This window comes from Novosphingobium guangzhouense (assembly GCF_002896965.1).
GTDB classification, from domain to species: domain Bacteria; phylum Pseudomonadota; class Alphaproteobacteria; order Sphingomonadales; family Sphingomonadaceae; genus Novosphingobium; species Novosphingobium guangzhouense.
Map to the genome: position 1 here is coordinate 36,294 of NZ_LYMM01000035.1, position 22,223 is coordinate 58,516.

General features: G+C 64.9%; 18 protein-coding genes. 7 read left to right on the forward strand and 11 right to left on the reverse strand.

The window, feature by feature from the left end:
- Window positions 1-207: 207 nt before the first annotated feature.
- The 6 genes from A8V01_RS12980 to A8V01_RS13005 all read right to left on the reverse strand — a co-directional run bounded on the left by A8V01_RS12980 (window position 208) and on the right by A8V01_RS13005 (window position 7,983).
- The gene (locus tag A8V01_RS12980; RefSeq protein ID WP_103096293.1) at window positions 208-1,629 is read right to left on the reverse strand and encodes a glycoside hydrolase family 43 protein; all 1,422 of its coding nucleotides are present in this window, start codon (window positions 1,627-1,629) and stop codon (window positions 208-210) included.
- 132 nt (window positions 1,630-1,761) lie between these two features.
- A complete protein-coding gene (locus A8V01_RS12985; RefSeq protein WP_103096260.1) occupies window positions 1,762-2,766 on the reverse strand; it encodes an arabinan endo-1,5-alpha-L-arabinosidase in 1,005 nt (334 codons plus the stop codon).
- A complete protein-coding gene (locus A8V01_RS12990; RefSeq protein ID WP_103096261.1) occupies window positions 2,766-4,343 on the reverse strand; it encodes an alpha-N-arabinofuranosidase in 1,578 nt (525 codons plus the stop codon). The genes A8V01_RS12985 and A8V01_RS12990 overlap by 1 nt, the downstream gene beginning before the upstream one ends.
- 110 nt (window positions 4,344-4,453) lie before the next feature.
- The gene (locus A8V01_RS12995) at window positions 4,454-5,380 is read right to left on the reverse strand and encodes a Gfo/Idh/MocA family protein (protein WP_103096262.1); all 927 of its coding nucleotides are present in this window, start codon (window positions 5,378-5,380) and stop codon (window positions 4,454-4,456) included.
- Window positions 5,381-5,383: 3 nt separating this feature from the next.
- A complete protein-coding gene (gene araD1, locus A8V01_RS13000) occupies window positions 5,384-6,379 on the reverse strand; it encodes an AraD1 family protein (RefSeq protein WP_103096263.1) in 996 nt (331 codons plus the stop codon).
- Window positions 6,380-6,453: 74 nt separating this feature from the next.
- Window positions 6,454-7,983 (reverse strand): aldehyde dehydrogenase (NADP(+)), encoded by a 1,530-nt coding sequence (locus A8V01_RS13005; protein ID WP_103096264.1) that lies wholly within the window; start codon window positions 7,981-7,983, stop codon window positions 6,454-6,456.
- A gap of 111 nt (window positions 7,984-8,094) precedes the next feature.
- Here A8V01_RS13005 and A8V01_RS13010 point away from each other — a divergent pair, with 111 nt between their 5' ends.
- Window positions 8,095-8,850: a FadR/GntR family transcriptional regulator gene (locus A8V01_RS13010; RefSeq protein ID WP_211295011.1), complete on the forward strand. Its 756-nt coding sequence runs from the start codon at window positions 8,095-8,097 to the stop codon at window positions 8,848-8,850.
- Window positions 8,851-8,951: 101 nt separating this feature from the next.
- Here the strand turns inward: A8V01_RS13010 and A8V01_RS13015 are convergent, their stop codons facing one another.
- The gene (locus A8V01_RS13015) at window positions 8,952-10,265 is read right to left on the reverse strand and encodes a sugar MFS transporter (protein WP_103096265.1); all 1,314 of its coding nucleotides are present in this window, start codon (window positions 10,263-10,265) and stop codon (window positions 8,952-8,954) included.
- Window positions 10,266-10,422: 157 nt separating this feature from the next.
- Here A8V01_RS13015 and A8V01_RS13020 point away from each other — a divergent pair, with 157 nt between their 5' ends.
- The 3 genes from A8V01_RS13020 to A8V01_RS13030 are packed head-to-tail and all read left to right on the forward strand — an operon-like array spanning window position 10,423 to window position 14,300.
- Window positions 10,423-11,571, forward strand: a complete 1,149-nt coding sequence (locus tag A8V01_RS13020) for an aldose epimerase family protein (RefSeq protein WP_103096266.1) — start codon at window positions 10,423-10,425, stop codon at window positions 11,569-11,571.
- Window positions 11,572-11,590: 19 nt separating this feature from the next.
- The gene (locus A8V01_RS13025) at window positions 11,591-13,387 is read left to right on the forward strand and encodes an IlvD/Edd family dehydratase (RefSeq protein ID WP_103096267.1); all 1,797 of its coding nucleotides are present in this window, start codon (window positions 11,591-11,593) and stop codon (window positions 13,385-13,387) included.
- A 58-nt stretch (window positions 13,388-13,445) separates the two neighbouring features.
- The gene (locus A8V01_RS13030; protein WP_103096268.1) at window positions 13,446-14,300 is read left to right on the forward strand and encodes an SMP-30/gluconolactonase/LRE family protein; all 855 of its coding nucleotides are present in this window, start codon (window positions 13,446-13,448) and stop codon (window positions 14,298-14,300) included.
- A 12-nt stretch (window positions 14,301-14,312) separates the two neighbouring features.
- Here A8V01_RS13030 and A8V01_RS13035 read toward each other — a convergent pair whose 3' ends face one another.
- The 3 genes from A8V01_RS13035 to A8V01_RS13045 are packed head-to-tail and all read right to left on the reverse strand — an operon-like array spanning window position 14,313 to window position 16,271.
- Complete coding sequence (locus A8V01_RS13035) at window positions 14,313-14,858, reverse strand: nuclear transport factor 2 family protein (RefSeq protein WP_170065915.1); 546 nt, start codon at window positions 14,856-14,858, stop codon at window positions 14,313-14,315.
- Window positions 14,848-15,744 (reverse strand): SDR family NAD(P)-dependent oxidoreductase, encoded by an 897-nt coding sequence (locus tag A8V01_RS13040; protein ID WP_103096269.1) that lies wholly within the window; start codon window positions 15,742-15,744, stop codon window positions 14,848-14,850. Before A8V01_RS13040 ends, A8V01_RS13035 begins: the two co-directional genes overlap by 11 nt.
- A complete protein-coding gene (locus tag A8V01_RS13045) occupies window positions 15,741-16,271 on the reverse strand; it encodes a nuclear transport factor 2 family protein (protein ID WP_103096270.1) in 531 nt (176 codons plus the stop codon). The genes A8V01_RS13040 and A8V01_RS13045 overlap by 4 nt, the downstream gene beginning before the upstream one ends.
- A 228-nt stretch (window positions 16,272-16,499) precedes the next feature.
- Here A8V01_RS13045 and A8V01_RS13050 point away from each other — a divergent pair, with 228 nt between their 5' ends.
- Genes A8V01_RS13050 through A8V01_RS13060 form a run of 3 tightly spaced genes read left to right on the forward strand, consistent with a single transcriptional unit; the run spans window position 16,500 to window position 21,039 of the window.
- Window positions 16,500-17,702 carry an efflux RND transporter periplasmic adaptor subunit gene (locus A8V01_RS13050; protein ID WP_103096271.1) on the forward strand — a complete coding sequence of 401 codons (1,203 nt, stop codon included), beginning with the start codon at window positions 16,500-16,502 and terminating at the stop codon, window positions 17,700-17,702.
- An 8-nt stretch (window positions 17,703-17,710) separates the two neighbouring features.
- A complete protein-coding gene (locus A8V01_RS13055) occupies window positions 17,711-19,660 on the forward strand; it encodes a MacB family efflux pump subunit (RefSeq protein ID WP_103096272.1) in 1,950 nt (649 codons plus the stop codon).
- A gap of 2 nt (window positions 19,661-19,662) precedes the next feature.
- Window positions 19,663-21,039: an efflux transporter outer membrane subunit gene (locus A8V01_RS13060; RefSeq protein ID WP_103096273.1), complete on the forward strand. Its 1,377-nt coding sequence runs from the start codon at window positions 19,663-19,665 to the stop codon at window positions 21,037-21,039.
- On the opposite strand, the gene A8V01_RS13065 is transcribed toward A8V01_RS13060, so the two are convergent.
- Complete coding sequence (locus A8V01_RS13065; protein WP_170065916.1) at window positions 21,025-22,092, reverse strand: tetratricopeptide repeat protein; 1,068 nt, start codon at window positions 22,090-22,092, stop codon at window positions 21,025-21,027. The two genes, A8V01_RS13060 and A8V01_RS13065, sit on opposite strands and share 15 nt — an antisense overlap.
- Window positions 22,093-22,223: the final 131 nt, after the last annotated feature.

Below are 22,223 nucleotides of genomic sequence, written 5' to 3' on the forward strand. Positions count from 1 at the left end.
CTGATTATTAGTCGGACTATTCGGACGCAAGCGGAAAATGCATTGCTCCGACAAAAAGGGCGGGCATATGTGGCCTTTGGGGCGCACATGCTGGCTCACACGTGAAGATGCCCTTCGGCTTGGGGCTAATTAATCAGACAATAAGGGCAAAAAGCACGGACCGCCGCGCTCATGGGCGAGCGGCGGCGGTCCGATTGTTGCGTGCCGTCAGTCAGCCAGCCAGGCGACGCTGGCATCGTAGGAATCGCCCAGCACCAGCCTGTCCGACGCATAGGCAAGCGCCCTGCCCTCGAACGGGACCGAGGCGAAGCGCACGGTGCCGCTGGCGGGGCCTGCCTCGCGGCGGAAATGGCTGGCTTCGGCCGTCGCGCGCGGCGCCAGCGTCACCGATCCGTCGGCAGCGGCCACAAGGCAATGGTCGGGCTTGAGGATCGGCGAAAGCTGCACCACGCCCTCGCCCGCCTCGATCGAACGGAACTGCGTCTGCGCCAGCGGGGCGTCGCTCACCGAAAGGTTCGTGCCGTCGCAGGCCATGCGGACGGTGCGGTGGACCGCCGGGATGAAACGCTCGGGCAGCGCGCCGTTGCCTACCGGCACGCCGAAATCGGGAACGCCGTTGGCATGGTAGTAGATACGCTGGATGCGGGTGTGGCGGTCGGGGTTGAACAGCGGGTCACCCTCGATCGCCTCATAGTCGCGCCCGTGATAGACAAGGATGTCGCGGCCTTCTTCGTCAACCGTGAAGCTGTTGTGACCGGGGCCGTAGACCGAGGTTTCCTTGCAGGTCGTGAACACCGGCTCGGGCGCCTTGGTCCACGCGCGCGGGTCCATGATGTTCGCCGTCTCGTCCACGCTGAGCAGGCCCATGCAATAGCGCGCATCGGTTGCGCTGGCCGAATAGGTCATGAACAGGCGGCCGTTGCGGTTGAGGAAGGCCGAACCCTCGTTGACCTTGAAGCCCTGGATTTCCCAGTCGAGCGTGGGAACCGTCAGCCGGGCGGGCGCCGATGCCAGCGTCAGCGCATCCTTCATCGGCGCGATGTAGACATTGGAATTGGTCTCGATCCCCGGCTCGCGCTGCGCCCACGAGAAATAGCGTACGCCGCGATGGGTGAAGATCGTCGAATCAAGGTTGAAGCTGTCCCACGGCGCCTTGAATTCGCCAAGGACCGACCAGTTTCCGGTCATCGGATCGCGCCCGTCGCAGACCACGGCGAAAGTGCGGATGCGGAACACGTCCTCGCCGCCGCCGCTGGGGCCGGCGGCGAAATAAACGATCCACCTGCCGTCGACGTAATGCAGTTCGGGCGCCCAAAGGAAGCCGGACATCGGCCCACTCGGCTCATGCCGCCACAGCACACGCTCTTCAGCGTCGGCAAGCCCGGCCAGCGTCTTCGAACGGCGCAGCGCAAGGCGATCATATTCGGGCACCGAACCCATAGCATAGTACCAGCCATCGTCGTGGCGGAAGATCTGGGTGTCGGCCCGCTGACGGATGAGCGGGTTGCTCGCCACGGGGGCTTCCGGCGCCTTCGATCCGCCAAGCACGGTCTTGCCGGGCGCGGAGCAGGCGATGGGGAGCAGCGATGCGGCAGTGGCGAAACTGCGGCGCGACAGGGGGAAGTTCATCATGGCCTCTCCGGAGGTTCTGGTACGCTTGGGGTAGCGTTAGGTGTCGTTTGGGTATCGTCAGGTGCCACACTGAAAAAGGACGCTCCGGCCTTCTTTTGCAAGGGCCGGAGCGCCGTCAGGTGGGTGTGGTCAATAATCGGCGACGGGCCAGCCGTCCGCATCCCAGCGCAGCGGCGCAATGCGCAGCGTGGGGCGGCCATCGGCCTCCTTGTCGTAAGCATGGTAGACGATGTAGGTCGTGCCGTCCTTGTCGGTGAACGCGCCCGCATGGCCGGGGCCGCGGAAACGCTGCTTTTCCTGAAGGTCCGAGCGCAGCAGGATGGTGCCCTCGCCCTCCATCATGGAACTGCCGTCACGGCCGAGGAAAGGCCCTGTGATCTTCTTCGAACGGCCGACGACAGTGTAATACGTGCTGTTCACGCCCTTGCAGCAATAGTCATAGGACGCGATCAGGAAGTACCAGCCACCGTGGGACAAGATGAACGGCGCCTCGACCGGCGCCGCCGCTCCCGCAGGCGCGCGGCGGCGGGCGATGGAGTACGGCTCCGTGCCGGGAACGACCTTTCCGGTCTTCGCATCGAGCGGGAACAGCTTGAGCCCGCTCCAGAAACTGCCTAGCGACAGCCACTGGCGCCCTTGCGCATCGACCACGAAGTTGGGATCGATGGCGTTGAAATCATCGTCCTTGGTGGACATGACGACAAGCCCGTGATCTTGCCATTTCGCCTTTGCGCCCAGTGTCTTGGTTGTAGCCAGGCCGATTGCGGAGCGGTTCGACCCGAAGGTCGAGACCGAATAGTACAGGCGGTATTCGCCATTCACATAGGAAATATCCGGCGCCCAGATGCCTTCGGTTCCCGGAACCGCGTCTTTCGCCCGTGCCGGAATTTCAGAGAACACCGAGCCCGCGTCCTTCCAGACCTTGAGGTCCGTCGAAGTCTTGATCCCGATATACTTGCCCACGGTGCTGAACACGTAATACGTGTCCCCCTCGCGGATGATCACCGGGTCATGGACGACAAGGTCGCCGGAAAGCTGGGAATTCAGCGTTCCGGCACCCTTTTCGCCGACCTGCTGCGCGCTCGCGGAACCGGCAAGAGCCAGCGCCGCGAGACTGAGGAAGGCCGCCTTCATCAGTTCAGTTCCAGCACCACGACCGACTTCGCGGGCAACGTCACGACCAACTGGCCGCCCTGCACGCTTGCGCCGGAGAAGGCAGCGGGCTTGACCACGTCGGGCGCGTCGAAGGTGTTATGCGAATTGATCGCCGAAGCCGTGAGAATCCGGCCGGCAACCGCCGATGCGCTGACGCCGTCAAGCTTGATCGTCACCGTGTTCGACTGGTTGGGATCGAGGTTCGACAGCGCAACATGCACCTTGCCGTCCTTCGCCTTCACCGCCGAGCCGCTGACGGCGGGCATGGTGAATTCGTCCTTCGAATACCAAGGAGACTTGATCTCCAGCGGCAGCACGGTGGCGTCCTGCCAGGGCTTGTACATCTCGAAGACGTGGTAGGTCGGGGTCAGCACCATCTTGCTGCCCTCGGTGAAGATCATCGCCTGCAGCACGTTCACCATTTGCGCGATGGCCGTCATGCGCACGCGATCGGCATGCTTGGCGAAGATATCGAGGTGGATGGAGGCGATCAGCGCATCACGCAAGGTGTTCTGCTGGCGCAGGAATCCGGGGTGCGTACCCTCGTCCTGAGCGTACCACGAACCCCATTCGTCCACCGCAAGAAAGACGCGCTTGGCGGGATCGTACTTGTCCATGATGGCCGAGTGCTTCGTGATCAGCTCGTCCATGTGCCGCGCGCCGTTCAGCGCATCGGCCCAGCCATGCTCGTCGAAGTTGACGGCAGGCGCGCGCGGCGGCCAACCACCAGCGGGGTGGACGTAATAGTGCAGCGAAACGCCATCCAGCTGGTTCGCCGCGACGCGCATCATCGTCTCGGTCCAGTTGTAGTCGTCGACATTGGCACCGGCCGCGACCTTCAGGATCTTGGTGTCCGCAGGCGCCTTGACGAAAGTGGCGTAACGGCGCGTTTCGTCCGCGGCGAACTCGGGGCGCATGTTGCCGCCGCAGCCCCACAGCTCGTTACCGACGCCGAAATACTTGACCTTCCAGGGTTCCTTGTGACCGTTCTTCGCGCGCTCATTGGCCAGCGAACCGGCGGGCGAAGTCATGTATTCGACCCATTCGGCCATCTCGCGCGGGGTCGCGGTGCCGACGTTGCCGGCGACATAAGCCTCTGCGCCGACCTGGCGGACCAGTTCGAAGAACTCGTGCGTGCCTACCGTGTTGGGTTCGGTCACGCCGCCCCAGTGGGTGTTGATCTTGACCGGGCGCTTGGCCTGCGGGCCGATACCCTCGCGCCAGTTGTATTCGTCGGCGAAGCAGCCACCCGGCCAGCGGATCACCGGCACCGACAGATCCCTGAGCGCCTTGACGACGTCGTTGCGGAAGCCGTTGGTGTTGGGGATCTTGCTGTTCTTGCCGACCCACAGGCCGCCGTAGATGCCTTCGCCCAGATGCTCGGCGAACTGGGTGAAGACGTCCTTGTTGTAGACCGGGCCGGGCTTGTCACCCTCGATCGTGGCGGTGGTGGGCTGGCCGTTGGTGTCGGCATATGCCGTCTGGCTCAGAGGCGCGGAAAGCACCGTCGCGGCCATCAGCATGGCAAGCGAGGTACGGCGGAACAACTTGGTCATGTCAGTCCCCTCCCAAGGAGCATTCCCAGGCCGGGCGCGATCGCCGTTGGCCTGGGAGTGTTTAGAAACAAAGGGTTGGCGCAATCTCTTCAGACCGCGCCAAGGATCGGTCAGTCGTGGAATTCTTCAACGATCTTGCGGTGGCCGCGCAGGAACGCATCGGCCACAAGGCGGAACGGTGCCACATCCACGTCGCTGCGACCGCCGCGGATCAGCGTGGCGAAGCGCGCATAGAGGCCCGGATATTCCAAATCCTCGTTGTGCTCGACGCCGCTCGGCAGGGTCAGCACAGCGCCGCCGTTGGACAGCTTCAGCGTGCCGGCATCCGTCTCGACGATGATGTCCCACGACTGGGGGCCGGTCTGGCGCCAGTCGAGGTCCATGTGGATCGGCGCGCCGGCAGTGTCGCGGAACTGGATGTCCGCGCCGATCGGCGCAGCGCGGTTGGCCGGAATCTCCAGCGTGGCCGACTGCAGGAACATCTGCCGGGGCAGGATGTGCGTGGCGATGGAGAGCGCGTTGATACCGGGATCGAACACGCCGAGGCCGCCCGGCTCCCAGATCCATGCCTGCCCCGGATGCCACACCCGCACGTCTTCGCGCCAGACGATCGAAACGCTGTCGATCCGCCGTTCGGCAAGCCATGCCCGCGCAGGCGCGACGCCCGCCGCGAAGCGCGAATGCCAGGCGGCGAACAGCGTCGCGCCGACTTTATCAGCCCGGCTGGACAGCGCCCCCACTTCGCCCAGCGTCGCGCCGGGCGGCTTTTCGAGGAATACGTGCATGCCCTTGCGCAGCGCCTGCACGGCAAGGTCATAGCGAACCTGCGGCGGCGTGCAGAGCGCCACCGCATCGACCGCCGGACCGCGCTCGATCAGTTCTTCAAGGCTCCTGGCGTGCGGCACGCCCTCGACACCCGGATCATGCGGGCTGACCGTGGCGGCAAGGCTGAACGCGCTGTTCCCGGCAATCGCCGGCAGGTGCTGGTCGCGGGCGATCTTGCCCACGCCCACCACCGCAATGCGGATCGGATCCATCGATCAGATTGCCTTCACCGCGAACGCGCGCTCAGGCACGCGGACAAGGCGGTTCGCAACCGGCAGCGTGAAAGGCGCGGCCGAAATCTCGAACACGTCGCCTTCCTCGGTCTGCACGCCGTCCGCGAAAGAAAGCGTCGCGGTGCCGAAGAAGTGGACATGCACGTCGCCGGGGCGACGGAACAGGTCGTACTTGAAGTGGTGGTGCTCAAGGTTGGCGAACGTGTGCGACATGTTGCCCTCACCCGAAAGGAAGGGCTTTTCCCAGATCGTCTCGCCACCACGGATGACCTTGCTGGTGCCTTCGATGTGCGAAGGCGGCGTGCCCAGCAGCAGTTCCGGGCCAAGCGCTGCCTGACGCAGCTTGGAGTGGGCCAACCAAAGGTAGTTGTGACGTTCGGTGACATGATCCGAATATTCGTTGGCAAGCGCCAGACCCAGGCGATACGCGGTGCCGTCCTCGCCGATCAGGTAGATGCCGGCCAGTTCCGGTTCCTCGCCGCCGTCCTTGGCGAAGGCAGGCATTTCAAGGTCGTCGGTCGGGCCGACCAGCTGCGAGCCATCGCCCTTGTAGAACCATTCCGGCTGCTGGCCGACTTCGCCCGCTGCAGGCTTGCCGCCTTCCAGACCTTCAAGGAACATGCGCATGGAATCGGTCACATGCTCGCCCGATGCGGCCGCCTTGTGCATCTTGTCGCGGCCCTCGGCCGAACCCAGGTGCGTCAGGCCGGTGCCCGCGAGCAGCAGGTGTGCGCCGTCCTCATGGTCGATCGGAGCAAGCAGGCGGCCCGCGGCGAACTCGGCCGCGATGTCGACCGCTTCGCCCTGCCCGGCATCTTTCGCAGCGTCGGCCAGCGTCTGCCCGGCGGCGATGGCGCCCAGCGCAAGCTCACGCACCGAAGCGACGCCCGGCAGGAAATGCGCGGCATCGCCGTCGGCAAGGATGACGGAACGAACGCCGTCGGCGCTCAGGTGCTGGAGCAGGCGGAGGTAGGTCATGGAAACTCTCCCTGAGGGCACTTGGCCCTGTGACGGCGCGCCCTTCTTGGAGACGCGCCGCCCGGATGGCTGGATCAGTTGATGGTAAGCGTGCCGTCGATCAGGCGCGGGGCGCCGTCACCGAAAGCGGTGTCGCGCAGTTCGGCCGGAAGCAGGCCCTGCGCAAAGTTCTGGTAGCTGACCGGACGCAGGTAGCGGTCGATCGCCATGCTGCCGACCGACGTGGTGCGCGGATCGGAAGTCGAGGGGAACGGGCCGCCATGCACCATCGCGTGGCACACTTCGACGCCGGTGGGCCAGCCGTTGACGAGGATGCGGCCAACCTTGCGCTCCAGCACCGGCAGAACGCGCGCAGCAGAGCCTTCATCGGCATCGTCCATGTGCAGGGTCGCGGTAAGCTGGCCTTCAAGACCTTCGAGGACGGTCAGCAGTTCAGCTTCGTCCTTGCAGCGCACGATGACGGAGGATGCGCCGAACACTTCGTCGCCCGCGGCCTTGTCGGCCAGGAACTGCGACGCCGTGGTCTGGAACAGGATCGCGCCGCCGGTGGTGGTGCTGCCTTCTTCACCCTTGGCCAGCGTTTCTACGCCGGGCAGAGCTTCGAGCGTGGCCACGCCCTTGGCATAGGCGGCGGCGATGCCGGTGGTGAGCATGGTCTGCGGCTTGGCTTGCGACACGCCGGTGGTGGCGGCCGCAACGAAGGCGTCGAGCCCCTCACCTTCAATGGCAAGGATCAGACCGGGGTTGGTGCAGAACTGGCCCGCGCCCATCGTCAGCGAACCGACGAAGGCGGTGCCCAGTGCCTCACCGCGCGCCTTGAGCGCTTCGGGCAGCAGCAGGACAGGGTTGATGCTGGACATTTCGGCATAGACCGGGATCGGCACTTCGCGCGCCTGGGCCAGCTTCGCCAGCGCCAGACCACCACCGCGCGAGCCAGTGAAGCCCACCGCCATGATGCGCGGATCCTGCACAAGCGCGGCGCCCAGATCGGTCGACGGGCCGACGAGGTGCTGGAACACGCCCTCGGGCAGACCGGCGTCCTTCACCGCCTTGGTGATGGCAGCGGCGATCAGCGAGCCGGTGATCGGGTGGGCCGGATGCCCCTTGACGACGACGGGGCAACCAGCGGCCAGCGCCGAAGCCGTGTCGCCACCGGCGGTCGAGAACGCGAGCGGGAAGTTCGACGCACCGAACACCGCAACCGGACCGACCGGGATCATGCGCAGGCGCAGGTCCGGGCGCGGCAGCGGTGCGCGATCGGGCATGGCGGGGTCGATGCGCAGCTGCATCCACTGGCCCTTGCGAACTACATCCGCGAACATGCGCAGCTGACCGCAGGTGCGACCACGTTCACCTTCACCACGACCGCGCGGCAGGCCGCTTTCGGCCATGTAGGCTTCGATCAGCGGCTCGCCGATCGCCATGATCTCGTCAGCGATTCGCTCAAGGAAGGACGCGCGCGTTTCGCGGTCGGTGGCACGGTACGTGTCGAACGCGGCAGCCGCAGCGGCGCAGGCAGCCGCCACATCCGCGGTGGTGCTGATGGCGAAAGGCTCACCCTGAGCTTCACCGGTAGCGGCGACGATGGAACGAAATTCAGTCATTGGGATCTCCCTATTTACTCCGACATATTTCCTGTGCGAGCGAAACGCAATGTTTGTCGTTCCTTCTCGCGCAAACCGCTGTTAGTTTCATCCAGGGAGGAGCCCATACCTGTGACAGATGCCGATTTGACGACTACCGAAGCGAATGCAAAGCTGGCCGAAGAAGCCCGCGGCCCTGGACGGCGGCTGCACGGAGCCATCGCACACAAGCTGGGCACGGCGATCTTGTCAGGCAAATACGCGCCCGGAGACATTCTTTCCGGCGAAGTCGCCTTTGCAGAAGAACTCCAGGTATCCCGCAGCGCCTACCGCGAGGCGATACAGGTGTTGACCGCCAAGGGCCTTGTCGCAAGCCGCCCAAAGGCCGGCACCCGTGTGCTGCCGCGCGATCGCTGGAACCTGCTCGACCCCGAAGTGCTCGGCTGGGCCTTTGCGGGTGAGCCGGACATCGAATTCGTGCGCAGCCTGTTCGAACTGCGCGCCATCGTTGAACCGGCCGCCGCCCGCCTCGCCGCGCTGCGCCGCGACAAGGCAGACCTCAAGACGATGAAGGACGCCCTCACCGCCATGCGTCGCCACACCCTGACGACAGAGGCAGGCCGCGCCGCAGACCGCGATTTCCACAAGTCGATCCTGCAGGCGACCCGCAATGACGCGCTCCTGACGCTCAGCGCCTCGATCGGCGCGGCGGTGAACTGGACCACCCAGTTCAAGCAACGCGCCCGCGCCCTGCCCCGCAACCCGATCCCCGATCACGTGAAGGTCTATGACGCCATCGCCGCAGGGGATGCCAATGCAGCGGCGGAGGCGATGAACGTGCTGGTGGATCTGGCGCTTGAAGATACACGCAGCTCAATGGAAGACTGATCAGCCGAGGCTGGGGCGGCAGCCAGCCCTTCCACCACCCCCAGAAACAAAAAAGGCCCCGGCGATCGCTCGCCGGGGCCTTTTTCGTTATGTGCTACCGGTTATTCGAAAGTGGCTTCCGGGGCCGCCACCGCATTGGTCGGCTTGCTGCCCCACAGCGCGTAGAACAGCACGTAGAGTTCGCATGCCGCGGTCAGCAGGAATGAAGTCTGCAGACCGTAGTTGTCGGCCAGCCAGCCCTGCACCACCACGAGCGCACCGCCGGCGATCGCCATGACGAGCAGGCCCGAACCTTCTTCGGTCAGCGGGCCAAGACCCTTGATGCCGAGCGTGAAGATCGTCGGGAACATGATCGAGTGGAACAGGCCGACGAGGATCAGCGACCACATTGCGACCGGACCATGGGCGAAGACGGTGACCATCATCACCACGAACGCGCCGATCGAGAAGAACGCCAGCACCTTGCCTGCATCGAAGCGCTGCATCACCGCCGAGCCGACAAAGCGGCCGACCATCATGCCGCCCCACAGGAAGCTGAGGTACTTGCCCGCCTGTTCATGCGTCAGGTTGGCGATGTCAGGCTGGCTGACGAAGTTCACGAAGAGGTTGGCGACGCCGATTTCCGCGATCAGGTAGATGAAGATCGCGGGCACACCGAACACCAGGTTGCGGTGGTTCCAGAGCGAGAGGTGCTTGCGCTCTTCCTTGGCGGCGCGCGAACCGGCCGAGCCCATCGCGGGCAGCGGGAACTTGGCGATGATCACGGCAAGGATTACCAGAACCACCGCGACGAGCGCGTAAGGCAGGATCACCGAATGGGCGTCCGCCATGCGTTCGGCTTCGGTAAGCACGGTGCCCGCCGTTGCCGTACCGCCCTTGGAACGACCGAGGATGAGGTACGCACCGAAGAGCGGCGCCAGCATGGTACCGGCCGAGTTCAGCGCCTGCACCAGATTAAGGCGCGAGGACGCGGTTTCAGGCTTGCCGACGACTGCGACGTAGGGGTTCGCCGCGACCTGCAGCAGCGTGATGCCACTGGCGATGACGAAGAGCATGACCAGCGTGACGCCATACGACGGGATGCTGGCAGCCAGCATCATGCCGCATGCACCGGCCGCCATGATCAGCAGACCGACGACCAGCGACTTCTGATAGCCGATCCGCTCGATCAGCTTGGCCGACGGGATCGACGCCACGAAATAGGCGATGAACCACACCGATTCGATCAGCGTCGTCTGGGTATAGCTCAGCTCGAATACGCTGCGCAGGTGGGGCAACAGCGTATTGTTGATGACAGTGATGAAGCCCCACATGAAGAACAGGCTGGCGAGCAGCGTAAGCGCGGGACCATAGCGCACGCTTGCCGGATGCAAGTGAACCACGGGGGCGTCGGTGGATGAAACCACAGGGGGCATGACATTCCTCTCGTTAGCGCACCCGGCGGATCGGCTCATGCGGCAAACCGGCTTGCGCTCTTTCTATTTGTCGGACTATATGCGCGAAGCGACGCCGTCAATGGGGCGCGTCTTCACACAAGAATCGAAATCTCACCGACACGCGGGAGCTAAGGGAATGAGGAATCCGGGCAAGGTTTTTCTGATGGCAGCGGCTTCGGCGGCGGTTCTGACCGCAACGCCCACGCTGGCCACGGAAGCCACTCAGGCAAGCGCGGGCAAGCTGTCCGACGGCAGCGAAGTCACCGCGGTGACGCTGACGGCAGGCAACGGCGTCTCCGCCACGATCCTGACATTCGGCGCAACGCTGTGGAAGCTGAACGCGCCCGACCGCGACGGCAAGACCGCCGACGTGCTCGTAGCGTATGACAAGCTCTCCGATTTCGAAGCGCGGCCCAATTACTGGGGCGCCACCATCGGCCGCTATGGCAACCGCATCGGCGAAGGCAAGTTCACGCTAGACGGCAAGTCCTACCAGCTTCCCGGCAATGACCATGGCCAGTCGCTCCACGGCGGCGGCAAGGGCTTCGACGTGCAGAACTGGAAGCTCGATTCGGTGAAATCGGGCAAGGTGGCAACGGCGGTATTCTCGCTGGTCAGCCCGGACGGCGATTCCGGCTATCCCGGCACCGTGAAGGCCAAGGTCACCTACTCGCTCGACGAAACCGGCAACCTGCAGATCGTGTTCGACGCGACGACCGACAAGCCGACCGTGCTCAACATGACCAACCACGCCATCTTCAACATGGCGGGCGAAGGATCGACGCGCGATGCGATGACCAACGTGCTTACCATCCCGGCCAGCAAGTACACCCCCGTCACCGAAAAGCTGATCCCGACCGGCGAGCTGCGCCCCGTCGAAGGCACGCCGTTCGATTTCCGCAAGGGCAAGCCGGTGGCCGTGGGTCTGCGCGACGGCAACGACCAGCAGATCATCTATGGCCGCGGCTTCGACCACAACTTCGCGCTCGACAAGGGCCAGACGAAGACCCCCGAACTTGCTGCGCGCCTGGAAGACCCGGTTTCGGGCCGCGTGCTGGAAGTGCTGACGACCGAACCCGGCGTCCAGTTCTACTCCGGCAACTTCCTCGACGGTACGTTCATCGGCAAGCAGGGCCACCTTTACCGCATGGGCGACGGCATCGCGCTGGAACCGCAAAAGTTCCCCGACAGCCCCAACCACGCCAACTTCCCTTCCACCCGCGTCGATCCCGGCAAGCCGTACAAGCATGTCATGATCTACCGCGTCACCACGTCTCCGCGCTGAACCGGACCAGAAAACAACCATGACCGAACAGAAGACTCCCAAGCTGCGTTCTCGCGCCTGGTTCGACAACCCCGACAACATCGACATGACCTCGCTCTACCTGGAGCGTTACCTGAACTTCGGCCTCAGCCTTGAGGAACTGCGTTCGGGCAAGCCGATCATCGGCATCGCCCAGTCGGGCAGCGACCTTTCGCCCTGCAACCGCCATCACCTCGTACTGGCAGAGCGTATCCGCGAAGGCATCCGCGAGATGGGCGGCATCGCGCTGGAATTCCCGGTGCACCCGATCCAGGAAACCGGCAAGCGTCCCACCGCCGGGCTTGACCGTAACCTGTCGTACCTCGGCCTTGTCGAAGCGCTTTACGGCTACCCGCTCGACGGCGTGGTGCTGACCACAGGCTGCGACAAGACGACCCCGGCGATGCTGATGGCCGCCGCGACCGTGAACATCCCGGCGATCGCACTGTCGGTCGGCCCGATGCTCAACGGCTGGCACAAGGGTGAACGCACCGGATCGGGCACGATCGTGTGGAAGGGCCGCCAGATGATGGCGGCAGGTGAACTGGACGCGGACGGCTTCATCAAGCTCGTCGCGTCCTCGGCGCCTTCGACCGGCTACTGCAACACCATGGGCACGGCGACCACGATGAACTCGCTGGCCGAAGCCCTGGGCATGATGCTGCCCGGCTCCGCCGCGATCCCCGCGCCTTACCGCGATCGCCAGGAATGCGCCTATCACACCGGCAAGCGCATCGTGGACATGGTCCGCGAAGACCTCAAGCCCTCGGACATCCTGACGCTTGACGCCTTCCACAACGCCATCGTCGTCAATGCCGCCATCGGCGGATCGACCAACGCGCCGATCCACCTTGCCGCGCTGGCCCGCCACATCGGCGTGGACCTGCCGCTGAAGGACTGGGAGCGCCTTGGCCACAAGATCCCGCTGCTGGTGAACCTGCAGCCCGCCGGTGAATATCTGGGCGAGGATTACTATCACGCAGGCGGCGTGCCCGCCGTCGTCGCGCAGCTGATCGGCCAGGGGCTCATCAAGGAGAGCGCCCTTACCGTCAACGGCAAGACCATGGGCGACAACTGCCGCGACGCCACGATCGAGGACGACAAGGTCATCAAGACCTTCGACAACCCGCTGGTCGAGGAAGCGGGCTTCCTGGTCCTGTCGGGCAACCTGTTCGACGCGGCAATCATGAAGACCAGCGTGATTTCCAAGGAATTCCGTGACCGCTACCTGTCGAACCCCGAAGACCCGGACGCCTTCGAAGGCCCGGCGATCGTGTTCGACGGTCCCGAGGACTATCACCACCGTATCGACGATCCGGCGATGGGCATCACTGCCGACACGCTGATGTTCATGCGTGGTGCGGGGCCGATCGGCTATCCCGGTGCGGCCGAAGTCGTGAACATGCGTCCGCCTGCCTACCTGATCACCGAAGGCGTCAGCGCCCTGCCCTGCATCGGCGACGGTCGCCAGTCGGGCACCTCGGGCAGCCCCTCCATCCTCAACGCGTCTCCCGAAGCCGCGGCGATGGGCGGCCTTGCGCTGCTCAGGACCGGCGACCGGGTGCGCATGGATCTCAAGAAGGGCAAGGTCGACGTCCTGATCTCCGACGAAGAGATGGCCGCACGCCGCGCCGAGCTGGAGGCCGCAGGCGGCTACAAGTACCCCGCCTCGCAGACCCCCTGGCAGGAAATCCAGCGCGCCCTCGTCGGCCAGATGGATACCGGCGCGATCCTCGAAGGATCGGAAAAGTACCAGCGCATCGCCCAGACCATGGGCCTGCCGCGCGACAACCACTGAGGAAAACGTCGTCCCGGACCAGCTCCGGGACGACGCATGAATGCGGGAGAGAACGCGAATGACCCTCTGGCGCAAGATCGATCGCGACGTGCGCGATACCCTTGGCGAAGGCGCGCTGTGGTGCGCGCGTGACGGCGCGTTCTACTGGGTCGATATCCTGGCTCCCGCACTCAACCGGCTGACGCTGGCGGATGGCCGGATCGAGCGGTGGGACATGCCCGCTCCGCTCGGCTGGGTGGCGCCGCGCGCATCGGGCGGGTTCGTCGGCGGCTTTCGTGACGGCGTCGCCGCGATCACGCTCGACCCGCTGAACGTGGGCGAGCGTTCAGACCCTGAACCCCACCTGCCCGGCAACCGCATGAACGACGGAAAGGCCGATCGCCACGGTGCGATCTGGTGTGGCACGATGGACATGGCCGAAGAGGAAGTGTCCGGCTCGTTCTACCGGCTGTCTGCGCAAGGGGACTGGCAGGTCATCGACACGGGCTACACCGTGACCAACGGCCCGGCCTTCTCGCCTTGCGGCAACTGGCTTTACCATACCGATTCCGGCCGCCGCACGATCTATCGTTTCGCGCTGGACGAAAACGGCGCGGGCGACCGGCAGGAATTCATCCGCTTCACCGAGCAGGACGGCTATCCGGATGGCATGACCACGGACGCCGAAGGCTTTCTCTGGGTCGCCCACTGGGACGGCGGCCGGATAAGCCGCTTGGCGCCCGACGGCACGCGCGATCGATCGATCGAACTGCCGGCAAAACGCATCACCAACATCGCCTTCGCCGGGGAAAACCTCGACCGCATGTTCGTGACTTCGGCCTCCACGGGCCTCCCGGCTTCGGAATTCGATGGCGCGCTCTACGAAGTGGACGCAGGCGTCACCGGCAATCCTGCCGGGATCTATCTCGGCTGATCCCGAGCCGGATCAGGGCCTTGCCGGCGCGCGCAGGTTTATCAGCGGGCGCCGGTAGGACGGATCTTCCGGGCTGCGCGCCGTTACGCCATTGAGCGCAATATCCGGCACGTCGGCAAACGGGATCGGCATCGGCCGCGGCAGGCAGCCCCACTCGATCACATTGGTGCGCAACGCAATACGCCATTGCCCGCCGCGCCGCTCCAGCCGGTCGACATAGCGGCCACCCGCGATCCAGAGGCTTTCGTCGCGATTGCGGCCGACGAACTGGTAGTAGGTTTCGGCATGAGCAGTGTCGCCATCGAGGTCGATGTTCGACTGCAGCAGCGCATGATGCGTGAGTATCTGCCCCGCCTCATGCATGGGCACCGCCCAGTCCCAGCAATCCGCCGCAGTGCCGACGAATGGCCCGGCCGCCATTTCGGCATCATCCCAGAAAGCCGAAAGGTAGATCCCGCGATCCGAACGATCCATCCCGCGTGAGAAGCGTTCAAGACATTCCCGGATCTCGTGCTTGTCGAGCATCACGGCCATGCGTGCGTCGCGGTCACTTGCCACGGTAATCGACCTCCGCGATCGGCTTCCAGATCGGCGATCCGCGCCGCGCGCGGGCCGATGCGATGGTGTTGCCGTCCACATCGGTGATACCCAGTTCATCGGCCAGTTCGGCGGTGATGAACTCTCCACCCGAGCGCTTCATGACGTCAGGGTCCGCAGCCAGAGCGGCGATCACCCGGCCCGGATGCTCCACCGTGCTGCCCTGCATGGAAGTGATCGTCGTCGTCATCCTGTCGCCCATGCGGGCAAGGTTGTCCTTCGCCTTTTCAGTAAGCGTCAGCCCCTGCCACAAGGTAAGCGAAGCGACGCCGTGCGGCTCCAGTTCGATCGCCATGTCGCGCGCCATGCGGTCTGCGGCGGACTTGGACGTGCCGAAGACGACGCCATATGTGTAAGTCACCGCCGCATAGCCGGAGATCACCACGATCAACCCCGACTTTTGCGGCACCATGATCCTCGCGGCATGCCAGGCGGCAACGAAGTTGGACTTCACGCCAACGTCCCACATCTCAAGGTTGGACAGGGGTTTTTCCCAGAAGCCCTTTGGCTCCAGCAGGTCGTCGGAGATCGTGAAGGCATTGTTGACGAGGATGTCCAGCCGCCCCTGCTCCTGCGCGATCCGATCGAACAGCGCGGCCACAGCGGCATCGTCGTTATGATCGCAGGCGACCGCAACGCCGCGCCCGCCGCTGTCACGACCGCGCGCATCGCATTCCGCCGCCGTGCCACCGACAGTGCCGGGAAGGTAATAGTCCCCCTCCTTCACCGTGCGACCGGTGATGTAGACAGTCGCTCCCTGTTCCGCGAGGACGAGGGCGATGCCCTTGCCGATCCCCCGACTGGCCCCGGTGACCAGCGCCACCTTCCCTGCAAGCGGTGCGCTCATGCGGCTTCTCCCGTGAACCAAATTTCGCTGAAATCGCCTTTGGCGCGGCCGGGGAAATGTTCGGCGGTGAAGGGATAGCCCATCACGCCTTTCGACCAGTCTGCCGCCGCGCCCCAGTCCTGCTCCCAGTCGTAGAGCATCACCCGATCGACGATGCGCCATTCGGTGCCGCGCTTTTCGAAGCGATCGAGGTAGCGCCCGCCGATGCAGGTATCGCGATCGCCCGCGCCCATATCGACGCGGTGATAGGAGAATACGTGGGTTTCGGCCTTGGCGGTGCCATCCGAAAGTTCGACGTAAGTCTGGCCAAGCAGGTGCTGCGTATCCTTGATCGCGTCCGCACCGGGCACCACCCACGAAAGGTAGGCGTCGAAATCGCCGCTATGGACCCCGTAGTCGAAACGCGCTTCGGGCCACCAGCACGACCGGATCAGATCGGCGCTGCGCCTGTCCTCGCCCCGCGCCAGCCGCGCCACGCAGGCGCGGATCGCCTCGCGGTCGACCATCTGCTGCACCATGGGGTCCATCGTCCTCTCCTTGCTCGGGCCTTTGCTCGCAAGGATTGCCTACGGCCTGAAACGGAGGCCGTCAGGGCTATTCGCCCGTTCCGCCCCCACTCATCGCCGCTGCGGAGGAAGCACGGGCGGGCGATAAGATCGCGCCCTGCCCATTTGTCGCACGGTTTTGCGCAAAGGTTACACATTGCTACGAAAAACCTGCTTACAAGCTGGCCGCCAGCCGCCATACGGGGCACTATGTTCACCACTCGTCGTATCGTGATCGGTGGCGTCGTTATCGGCGCGTGCATCCTCCTTCTCGTCTGGAAGCTGTTCCTTGCCGGACCTGCCGAACCCGACGTCGCGACCGTGAAGGTCGCACGCGGTTCGCTGGAACGCACGGTCGAAGCCACCGGCACGCTGGAGCCGAAGGAACTCGTCAGCGTGGGCGCACAGGTGTCCGGCCGGCTCGACGATCTGAACTTCGACGTCGGCGACGTGGTCCACAAGGGTGACCTCATCGGCCTGATCGACCCGCGCACCCAGACGAACAGCCTTGAAACCGCGCGCGCAGACCTTGCCAACATGCAGGCGCAGGCCGCGTCCGCAAAGGCAACGCTGGCCCGCGCGCAACTGGCGTTCAACCGCCAGAAAACCCTTGGCCCCGGCGAAGCAACGTCGCAGCAGGACTTTGAAACCGCGCGGCAGGAACTGCAGTCCGCGCAGGCAAGCTACGACGCCCTGCTGGCGCAGATCCGCGCCGCCAGCGTCAGCGTGAACACTGCCGAAGTCCAGCTGGGCTATACCAAGATCACCGCGCCGATGGACGGTGTCGTCGTGGCCGTCGTCACCAAGCAGGGGCAGACGGTCAACGCCAACCAGTCCGCGCCGACGATCGTGATCCTGGCCAAGCTCGACGTGATGACGATCAAGGCCGAAGTCTCCGAGGCAGACGTCATCAATGTAAAGCCCGACCTTCCGGTCTACTTCACGATCCTGGGCGACCCCGACAAGCGCTACGAAGCCAAGCTGCGGATGATCGAACCGGCGCCGGAATCGATCGTCGACGAAGTCAGCTCCAGCTCCAGCAGTTCCTCTTCCAGCAGTTCGTCGTCGAGCACGGCGATCTACTACAATGCCCTGTTCGAAGTGCCGAACGAGGACAACCGCCTGCGTGCGCTGATGACGGCCAAGGTCACCATCGTCCTCGACCGGCGCGCCAATGCCCTGACGATCCCCGCAACCGCATTGGGTGCGAAGGACAAGGACGGCGCATACACCGTCCGCGTAAAGACTGATGACGGGAAGATCGAAAGCCGCAAGGTGAAGATCGGCCTCAACAACAACGTCAACGTCGAGGTGCTTTCCGGCCTCAAGGAAGGTGAAAACGTCGTCATCGGCGAGGCCAAGGCGGACAGCGAATCAAGCGGCCGCCGCCGCATGGGACCGCCGGGCTTCTGAGGCAGGCAATGGAATCCGCCCCGCTCCTTTCGCTCTCGCACGTCCGGCGCGAATATCCGTCGGGAGACGGCGTCTTTGCCGCGCTCAAGGACATCGACCTGACGATCAACGCCGGAGAGATGGTGGCGATCGTCGGCCAGTCCGGTTCGGGCAAGTCGACGCTGATGAACATCCTGGGCTGCCTGGACCGGGCTACCTCGGGATCGTACCGGGTGAACGGGCGCGATACTGCCCGGCTTGAGCCTGACGAACTGGCGGCGCTGCGCCGCGAGCATTTCGGCTTCATCTTCCAGCGCTACCACCTGCTGACCGACCTTTCGGCACTGGGCAACGTGGAGGTTCCGGCCATCTACGCGGGCAAGCCGCGCGGCGAACGTGCCGCCCGCGCCTCGCAACTGCTTGCCCGTCTTGGCCTTGGAGAGCGCACCGGGCACCGCCCCGGCCAGCTTTCCGGCGGCCAGCAGCAGCGCGTCTCGATCGCCCGCGCGCTGATGAACGGCGGCGAGGTGATCTTCGCCGACGAACCTACGGGCGCGCTCGATTCCGCCAGCGGCGTGGAAGTCATGGCGATCCTCGGCGAACTCCACGCAGAAGGCCACACGGTCATCATCGTCACGCACGACATGCATGTGGCCGAACATGCCGAGCGGATCATCGAGATACGCGATGGCGAGATCATCGACGACCGCCGCACTGCAGAGCGCAGGACCGCATCTGCCCTTGCGCCGACGCCAACCGGGGCCAGTGGCTTCGGGCAGTTGGCCGACCGCTTCCGCGAAGCGTTCCGCATGGCCGTTCTGGCGATGTCCGCGCACAAGCTGCGCACCTTCCTGACGATGCTGGGCATCATCATCGGCATCGCATCGGTGGTATCGGTGGTGGCGCTGGGCAACGGCTCCCAGGCCAAGATCCTGTCCGATATATCCGGGCTCGGCACCAGCACGCTGACCGTCTACCCCGGCAAGAGCTTCGGCGACATGCGATCGGGCAAGATCCAGACGCTGAAGGACAGTGATGCAGAGGCGCTTGGCCAGCTGTCCTATATCGACAGCGTCACGCCCAGCGTCTCCACCAGCGTCACCGCGCGCTACCGCAATGTCGCCGCAACCGCGCAAGTCAGCGGCGTGGGCGCCGACTACTTCCGCGTGCGCGGCCTGACACTCAGTTCGGGTAGCCTGTTCGATACGCAGGCGGTGCGCCAGCTGGCGCAGGATGCGGTGATCGACGAGAATACGCAGAACACCCTTTTCCCGGACGGAGAAGACCCGCTTGGCAAAGTCGTGCTGCTCGGCAAGGTGCCGGTGCGTATCGTCGGCATCGTAGGCACCCAGCAGCAGGGCTTCGGCGGCAGCGACAGCCTGACCGCTTACGTCCCCTATACCACCGCGATGAGCCGGATGCTGGGCCAGAGCTACGTCTCCAGCATCACCGTGCGCATCAGCGATGACGTTTCCACATCAGCGGCTGAGGCGGCGGTTACGCAGCTGCTGACCCAGCGCCACGGCACGGTCGACTTCTTCATCAGCAACTCCGACGACATTCGCGCCACGATCACCAGCGCCACGCAGACGATGACCCTGCTTGTCGCCGCGATCGCGGTGATCTCGCTCGTCGTCGGCGGCATCGGGGTGATGAACATCATGCTCGTTTCCGTCACCGAGCGTACCGCCGAGATCGGCGTGCGCATGGCCGTGGGCGCGCGCCAGTCCGACATTCTCCAGCAGTTCCTGATCGAAGCGATCCTCGTCTGCCTGATCGGCGGCGTCATCGGGGTCAGCCTGTCTTTGGCGCTGGGCGTCGTGTTTTCCTACTTCGCCTCCGACTTCGCGATGGCCTATTCGACCACGTCAATCGTCGCCGCATTCGCGTGTTCCACCCTCATCGGCGTCGTGTTCGGCTTCCTGCCCGCGCGCCGTGCGGCCCGGCTCGACCCGGTCGACGCCCTTTCGAGAGACTGACGATGCGCCCTCACCTCCTTGCCGTGCTGGCGCTGCTGCCGCTCACCGCCGGCTGCGGCGGCGTGATCCGTTCGCAATATGCAGCGCCTGCCGTTCCCGTCGCCGCCAACTGGGACGCAGGCGTATCCGGTGTCCCGCAGAAGGTCGGTTCACAGTGGTGGAACGAATTCGACGATGCGGCGCTGACCGCTCTTGTCGATCGCGTGCTGGCCGACAATGCGGACCTTGCCGCTGCGGGCCTGCGCCTCAAGCGTGCGAAGCTGTCGTCCGACCTTGCCCGGCAGGCGTTGCTGCCCAGCCTCTCTGCCAGCGCTTCATCCGATGCATCCAAGGCGCTGGAAGGCGGTTCGGCATGGAACAAGAGCAGCTCCACATCGCTGGGCGCATCGTGGGAGATCGACCTGTTCGGTCGCCTTGACGCGCAGGCCGATGCTGCCCGCTGGGAAGCGCAGGCGACCGCGCAGGATCTTGCCGAAACCCGCCTTGCGCTGGTCAGCACCACAGTGCAGGCATGGTGGCAGCTGGCCTACGCCAACGAACAGATCGCGCTGGGCGAACAGAGCCTTGCCTATGTACGCCGCGCGCTGGAGCTGGTGCAGCGACAGTATGATGCGGGCGCCGTCTCGCGCCTTGAACTGCGCGATGCCCAGCAGACGGTGGCATCGCAGGAAGCATCGCAGACCCAGCTGATTCAGGGCCGCGTCGAAGCGCTCAAGACCATCGCCGCGCTGCTTGCCCAACAGGACTACGATGGACAGGAACCGCAGGCACTGCCGCAGGGCGACCTTCCGGTCATAGCGGCGGGCGTGCCTGCATCTTTGCTTGCCAACCGCCCTGACCTTGCCGCAGCCGAACTGCGCCTGCGATCCACGCTGGCGACCAGCGATGCGACCGTGGCCAGCTATTACCCGACCTTCAGCCTGACCGGGGCGCTGGGCACCGCAAGTTCATCGCTGCTCAAGTTCTTCACCAACCCGGTTGCCAGCCTTGGCGGCGCGCTGTCGCTGGCAGAGCTGAACCCGGCCAAGGTGCGCCTTGCCACCGGCGTTGCGCGGGCAGACTACGACATTGCCGTGCAGGACTTCCGGCAGACGTTCTACGATGCCCTGCGCGATACCCAGATCGCGCTTTCCGCGCGGGAGCAGTACGTCCGGCAGGCGCAGTTCTCCACCCGGAACTACGATGCCGCCGTCGACGCCGAAGGGCTTTACGAACGGCAGTACCGCGCTGGCCTCATCCCCCTGCGCGACTGGCTGGACGCGCAGGAACGTGCCCGCAGCGCGCGGATCAGCCTTATTCAGAACCGCTACAACCGTGTCATCGCGCAAGTGCAGGTGTACCAGGCGCTGGGCGGGCAGATACCGTCAGCGGGAAGCTAGGCTGATCCCGCCCACGCGCAAGTCGATCATGGCGGCGATACGGCGATCGTTCTTCCAGACCGCACGGATGCGCGGAACAAGCGCGGCGTCGCCCCAGACCTCATGCTCGCGTTCGGCTGCCTGAAGCAGTTGCATCACCGCCCTTCGGTCGCCCCGCAAGGATGCCACAAGGACCGGCCAGGCACGGCCGCGCGATCCCTCGGCCACATCGCTCAGCGCCTGTTCGTATACCAGCCGTCGCAACCGGGCCGGACCAGCCTCGGCAAGATGCTGTGCCTTCCGCATCAGCCGCTTGTCCTGCCGCGCAAGGGCGAAACGGGTGAAGTGCACCACATAGCCTTTGTCATCCCCGTTCACGAGGGCGATGATCGCAAGACAATCCTGCGCCACCGGAAAGCCTGGGTTCGACCGGGCGATTTCCTGCAGCGCGGGAATGGCGACCGCATCCTGCCCCGCCGCCCACTGCGCCCATGCAAGATCGGTGCGTATGGCCAGCGAACCGGGGTCCAGCGTGCGCGCCCGTTCCAGTTCCGCCAGCGCGGAGCCATGATCGCCACGATCGCTCAGAATGTTGCCATACCAGAAGTGCGACAGCACATCGTTGGGATCGAGCGCCAGCGCGCGCTCAAAGCGCTTCTGCGCCTGCGCGAAATCGCCATCCTTCCAGTAGGATATGAAGCCAAGCAGACGATGCCCGGATGGCAGATCGGGATCGATCCGCACGGCTGCCATCGCGGCTGCACGGGCTTGACGAAAAGCGTCGGCATCCGCTCTTGCGCCGAACTCTCGTGACAGGATCAAGGCTTCGGCCAACCCGGCATGCCCCGGTGCAAAACCGGGAGCCTGGGCGGTAACTCCTTCCAGCAACCCGATTGCGCGCTCAAGCCCTGCCGTCTCGCGTTCGGCGGCAAGCTCCTGAGCGACCAGCAAGCGGCCGCCGATCGTCGGGTCCGAAGGATATCCTGCCGCCGCAGCAGCTTTTCCAGTGATCGTGTAGGTATTGCTGGCCGCCGCCATGAACATGGCCGCTGCAGCGACAAGCGCGCCTGCCATGATGACACCTTCAAAGGCAGCGAACCCGCGCGTTGCGGATTTCGCCTCACCGGCGGCAGGCGCCGGCGCGGAACAGCTTCCCGAGCGAGGCAAGACCACCCCGCCCCTCGCCGGAATGCCCCCATCCCGAC